Source organism: Curtobacterium sp. LFS079 (assembly GCF_047977865.1).
GTDB lineage: Bacteria > Actinomycetota > Actinomycetes > Actinomycetales > Micrococcaceae > Arthrobacter.
In genome coordinates this window covers 1-494 of the sequence record NZ_JBFPFO010000035.1, presented here as the reverse complement: position 1 = coordinate 494, position 494 = coordinate 1, and the positions used below count along the sequence as shown (strand labels likewise).

The 494-nt window shown below is 66.4% G+C and carries 1 protein-coding gene; it reads right to left on the bottom strand.

Features of this window, described 5'->3' with window-relative positions:
- On the bottom strand, positions 1-494 hold a 494-nt coding region (locus ACNQPB_RS20090), incomplete at both ends, for a lipoyl synthase (RefSeq protein ID WP_498754185.1).

Genomic DNA, 494 nt, shown 5'->3' with positions numbered 1-494 from the left:
GACCAGGTCGCAGCCGGCCTCGTGCAGGTCCCTGAGGGCTTCGCTGATTTCCTCGCGGGTTTCGCCCATGCCCAGGATCAGGTTGGACTTGGTGACCATCCCGTGGTTCCGGCCCTGGGTGATGACGTCCAGGGAGCGTTCGTAGCGGAACGCGGGCCGGATGCGCTTGAAGATCCGGGGCACGGTCTCGACGTTGTGCGCGAACACCTCAGGCTGCGAGTCGCAGATCGCCTCGATGTGCCCCGGGTTGCCGGAGAAGTCGGGGATGAGCAGTTCCACCCCGGTGCCGGGGTTCAGTTCGTGGATCTTGCGCACGGTCTCGGCGTAAAGCCAGACGCCTTCGTCCTCGAGGTCGTCGCGGGCCACGCCGGTCACGGTGGCGAAGCGCAGGTTCATGGACTGCACGGAGCGGGCCACCTTGGTCGGTTCCATCCGGTCCAGGGGGGAGGGTTTGCCGGTGTCGATCTGGCAGAAGTCGCAGCGGCGGGTGCATT